Below are 4,932 nucleotides of genomic sequence, written 5' to 3' on the forward strand. Positions count from 1 at the left end.
GATTGCCTTTATCGTAAATTCCATGACCCAGAAGAAGATTGCGCAAGCAATGCCATCGAGCATCACCCAAATGTAGCCTTACCATGCCTACCTCGCGACATCCATGTCACAGAGAAAACTTGATTTATCTAACAACTTCAGCTGATTGTGTCAATTGAGTACACGCCCAAACCAGCTATTATTTAAAGTTAATGAGCATGTTGCATATGCAACGTTCGCGTGGCCAGTGGTGGCAACCAGGGTGCGCGAGGGCAATGGATGTCCACGCTCCAGGTTTTGGGACTTAGGGTCAAACCTGGAACATTGAACCATCGGAATATTCAACGGTAATTTCAATGACATATAACCCGAACGGGAGGCTGCTGTGGGGTTGACAAACCCGTATATTCCTTCTATATAGGCCCTCTTGATAAGTCACGAGGGTGTAAATGAAGAACCATGCTGCTTTCATCCTTGCTCTCGCAGTTCTCCTTCTTTCCTGCTCTAGACTTCAAAACGATGTTCATAAAACCAGGATCGTCTGCGGCCGCGAACCGACTGTCACCGAGAAATTCCTGTCCATTGACAACGCCACCGAAATTGAAGCGCTACTCCTAAGCAGGAACGGCTCCCAGATAACGCTGGAGCGCACCGACAAAGGCTGCATCATTCTGCCTGCGGCCGCGACTGGCGACCTTTACCTTCGTGACAAAAAGGCCTCCCAACTGGGCTTGACACTTCGGGTTGAGGACCTGGGTGCCGGACTATCTTTCCGGGAATTCGAAAACGCCGATCCTCTCGTCCAACCCATGCTGCGAATTCAGTGTAACCCAACGAACATCGTCAACGACGCGGTACCCATAAGAATCCAAAGCTCTGATGAAAGGAAAGCACAGCTGCCGTTTGCGGAGGTGCAGCTGTCTGATCGTCAACAAAACATCATTTTCACAAAACAAATCGCGCTTCATAACGGGATCAAGAACATCCCCTTGGATTTGAAAGAGGGGAGCTTTAGCCTTTCGATTCGAAATTTTGATGCGTTCATGCCGGAAGCCAAAGAGCCACCTCAACGCTGTGAATTCAGCGTGGACAGGGACAAGCCTTCTGTCAAAATCATCCCACCGATGTCACTCACCCAAGCTCGTCCTGGACAGGCGATTGATCTGGCCTTTACTGATTCTTCACCGACTCAGGTCTTTGTCTGCGCGAAAAGACGAGACGACGAATCGGTACCTGCAGCTGCATGTGCAGAAACTGACTACATCAACACCAGCACCTATGTGGCGCCTGAGGAGGGGATGTGGGACTTGAGCTATTTCGCGGTTGATGCTGCGGGAAACCGTTCTTCCCAACACAAACAAGCGGTGGCTGTTTTTCACAGTGACATCATCGATCAAATCAAACTGCTCAGCCAGCAATTCAATGCGTACATGGATAATGAGCAGAAATTTGAGGGATTCAATGCTTACCAAAAACTTGTTCACCTCGCCAAACGCCTGACGTTGAAGTCGGAGCTCCGCGAGGTCTACTGGAAACTGCTTGGCAATTTTAGAAGACTTTCCAAGAGCTCCCTGCGCTGGCGACAGAAAATCACGGATGAAGGCAGCATGGAAGATCTGGAGCTTTTTGGATCCGTAGCGGATAACTTCTACCTGATCGTCAATCCCAATAATAAACAGCTCGACATTTTTGAAAACTATCAGAGGACCAGCCTGAAAATGGACCTGGAATCTGTTATTTATCTTGGAAAGAATCGATTTCTACTGCTCGAGCAGGGAAAACGGATTGATGTTTACCAAGGATCGATTCGTGAACGCAGCCTGCCCTTCCCAGCTGACTTTGAATACATAATAGGGACTGATGCCAAGGAGTCGATGCTGGCCATCGCGAATGAGAGGCAGCTTCGCTTCATTGATCTCATGCAAACGAATAGAGATCGTGAATTTGATATATCCATGATTGATCCATTGGTTATCCCATTATTTTCCCAGCTTCAATTTAGCGCGGATGGTCGAGAGGTCCAGTTATTGGACGGACCTAACTCCCTGCGAATTGATTTAGTCAGTGGCCGTAAGGAACTCACCTTAATGAACGACTGTCCGTACGATGGTCTCCTGATACGGCCTTTAGACAAGCCGTGCAAGCGCGACTCTATCCAGGATTTTCTAGCCGAGACGTCTCGCCATCAGGATCTGGTGCCTCAGGAAATCGCTTTGCCAATCGATCCGAACTTTCCTTATTTGGCAATGACGACGATAACACGCTCCGGAGGCACGCTTTTTATCTTCGATCTTCGCGATCCTAAAATCCTTCCCTTTGAAACTTCCGCTGATTCGCTCACGAAAATACAAAAGCACCCGAAAATCCCCCATTCCCTTCAAGTGATCCAGGGAAATGTGTTCGAAAACTTTGATCTGGGTACGTTAGTCGTAAAGCAAAGCGGAAGTGTGAAATCCTTGGCTCACGAGCCCGATTTATACTTTCGACAGTTTTCTACGGCCAGCAACATCCGCAGCTGGCTGGCTGCCGAAGATGACAATGAAATTGCCTTGATCACGTCTGATGACAGTTTAGAAATTCATGCCAATGCCGATGCCCATAAAGACCTACGGCTCCACCCAAATGTTTGTGGTGTGGGTTCATGCTTATTTGATAAAGCCAGTCACACTCGTATCGACTATAGCGATCGAACCCGCGAAATGGTTTGGCATGATGAGGACAATGAACTTAAACGGACGTGGACAAGTCCCGTGCCCTTGAAAGCCTATTTTATCTATGATAAGGACACCGTTTTTCTGATCGCTCAGGACAAATCGGTGCTCCAGTGGCAGCCTCGCACCGGGGATAACGTGGTCATTGGCTCTCTGCCGTTTCTGCCTGAAAAGTTTGACGTCAATTCCCGCCTTGAAACTGTCACCTTTGTGAGTCAGACGCACAATCGGGATTTCATCAGTCCTTATGCCAGTTTTATGCGAAAAGCGGGCTCATCGTGGGTCATTGACCCAAGAGTTTTCAAAGGTGATACAACGGGCGCGGGTCATCCATCACGCCTGATGCTTTCCCGATTGGATGGCAGGCATTCGGCTTTGGATGTCTACGACCTGAAATTTAATCTCACGAAGACTTTGCCGATTCAATATAAGCTGGGGGTCACGGCATGTGTGAAGGACAACGTGTTCTTCTATCACGAAAACTCCAAATCGAATATCATTCATCGAATTGACCTTCGAACTCTGGAATTCATGCCCGATGTTACTTATCCCGAGGAATATCGCTACGAATTTTGCGAGAACGAGGGGTCAGTTCTGCTTCGTAAGAAAACAAACGGCACAAGCCGGGTTAACCTGTTCGCGCTGGATCTCCAAAGCGGTAGCATCCAAAGCCGACCTTTTGCGCCACTCCAATTACTAGGCGTGGATGGCAAGGTGATCGATGCAGATAATGAGACCTTCTGGGTATCACCTGACACGTTTATATTTGCCGATGAATTCAGTGGATTTTATGTCGAATGGGATAGCGAACCTGGGTTTTACCTCAAACGTTTTGAAGTGCATCCGGAATGGTTCGACGCTCAAATTCGGAAGAGCCCGTTGTACAAGCCTTTAATCGACATAGATGGAAATTGATCGATTACCTTGTCCACCGGTTCATCCAAGGTTACCTATACCCTGAAACCTTAACGGTCTGGACTCACAAAAAAACCCAAACCTTGGGTCTGGGTTTCGTTAGTCTTAAGCTTTGAAACTTTGTATGAAAGCTTCGCAGGCCCGATCCCATCGGATCGGGCCTTTTGAGGCGAGTGCGGAATGAAACTTAGATTTTTTGATCAAAGCCCACGTACCAGCTCGGACCCTGGAGGCTGTAAAGCGTTCCATTAATGCCATTGTCGTAACCAGCCGTATCATCGTAAGGATACTGCGTGTTCAGGATATTCTGGCCACCGAGGTTGATGCTGCCATTCCACGGATGGTTGATCGTGACGTTGGCATTCCAAACGCTGAAGGAACCCACATAACCAGCCGAACTTACTTCCTTCCGGTATTTGCTGATCTGCTGATGGTCAGCGAGTAGTCCACGTTTGCCAGCGAGTAGAGGAACGTGTTGTTCCAGCGCCAGCGTGGATTCTCATCGATCAATTCCTTGTAGCCAGCTGTCGGCAGAGGCTTGGATTTATAGCTCAGGGTATATGTATAGTCGCTGTTCAGACCGAAGCGGCCAAATTCTGTTGGGACCGAGGTATAGGCTTTGGCTTCAATGCCGCTGGCTCGCACTTCAGACAGGTTGGTAACCGGGTTGGTCAGGCGAATCACTTCACCGAGCTTGCCATCGACACTCTCTGCGCGCTCGATAACGATGCCCTTGGGCAGTGGGCGACCTTCCAATTCAAGTTGCATGATGTCGATGGCGGTTGCATTTTCGATCTGATCCAGGATCTTGCTGTTCCAGTAATCGAAGCTGAGGCCAGTGCCTTGAACAGGTTCATACGCAAAGCCCAGACCCCAGTTTTCCGATTTTTCTGCTTCGAGATCTTTGTTGCCGCTGGCGACGGTTTCAACCGAGTTATCACTGTTACAGAAACGCTTGATCGCGGTTTCATTATTATCGGCCTTGGCCTCTTCACACTTGCGGAGGTCACGAACCGACGTATAGAAACGGCCTTCTCCATCATAGATGTTCCGAAGGCTCGGCGCTTTGAATGGGGATTTTGCCAGAACCGAGCAGCGCGTCTCGAAGAGGCTTGGAATCATAGCCTTTGTCCGCAATCACGATGTCGGCTGACGATCGAGCCGATAAACTTTCAGCCATTCGCATATCATGTGCGTTCCCTTCGGTCACTTCAAAGCTTTTAGGATTTCCATGCGCATCGGTCAGCATATGAACCTTGCTGGTCAATCCGCCTTTGGATCGACCCAGGGCGGAGTCCTGATTTTTTGGGCCGCCTGCAGCATGTTG

Annotated in this window: 4 protein-coding genes; 1 reads left to right on the forward strand and 3 read right to left on the reverse strand. The window is 49.0% G+C overall.

The features are described from left to right. Window positions 1–428: 428 nt before the first annotated feature. Window positions 429–3,605 (forward strand): hypothetical protein, encoded by a 3,177-nt coding sequence (locus VE954_RS34880; protein ID WP_324961795.1) that lies wholly within the window; start codon window positions 429–431, stop codon window positions 3,603–3,605. A gap of 187 nt (window positions 3,606–3,792) precedes the next feature. Here VE954_RS34880 and VE954_RS34885 read toward each other — a convergent pair whose 3' ends face one another. The 3 genes from VE954_RS34885 to VE954_RS34895 form a co-directional block, all read right to left on the reverse strand. Further along, window positions 3,793–3,990: a hypothetical protein gene (locus tag VE954_RS34885; protein ID WP_324961797.1), complete on the reverse strand. Its 198-nt coding sequence runs from the start codon at window positions 3,988–3,990 to the stop codon at window positions 3,793–3,795. 14 nt (window positions 3,991–4,004) lie between these two features. After that, window positions 4,005–4,727, reverse strand: a complete 723-nt coding sequence (locus VE954_RS34890) for a TonB-dependent receptor domain-containing protein (RefSeq protein ID WP_324961799.1) — start codon at window positions 4,725–4,727, stop codon at window positions 4,005–4,007. Then, the coding region (locus VE954_RS34895) for a transposase (RefSeq protein WP_324961801.1) at window positions 4,645–4,932 on the reverse strand (288 nt) is incomplete at its 5' end. The genes VE954_RS34890 and VE954_RS34895, both read right to left, overlap by 83 nt.

Origin of the sequence: Oligoflexus sp., from assembly GCF_035638955.1 — a bacterium.
Taxonomy (GTDB): Bacteria; Bdellovibrionota_B; Oligoflexia; order Oligoflexales; family Oligoflexaceae; genus Oligoflexus.

Excerpts from the sequence above, each read along its gene's own strand:
- VE954_RS34880 (WP_324961795.1), top strand. The coding sequence starts at position 429 with ATGAAGAACCATGCTGCTTTCATCCTTGCTCTCGCAGTTCTCCTTCTT.
- VE954_RS34890 (WP_324961799.1), bottom strand. The coding sequence starts at position 4,727 with ATGATTCCAAGCCTCTTCGAGACGCGCTGCTCGGTTCTGGCAAAATCC.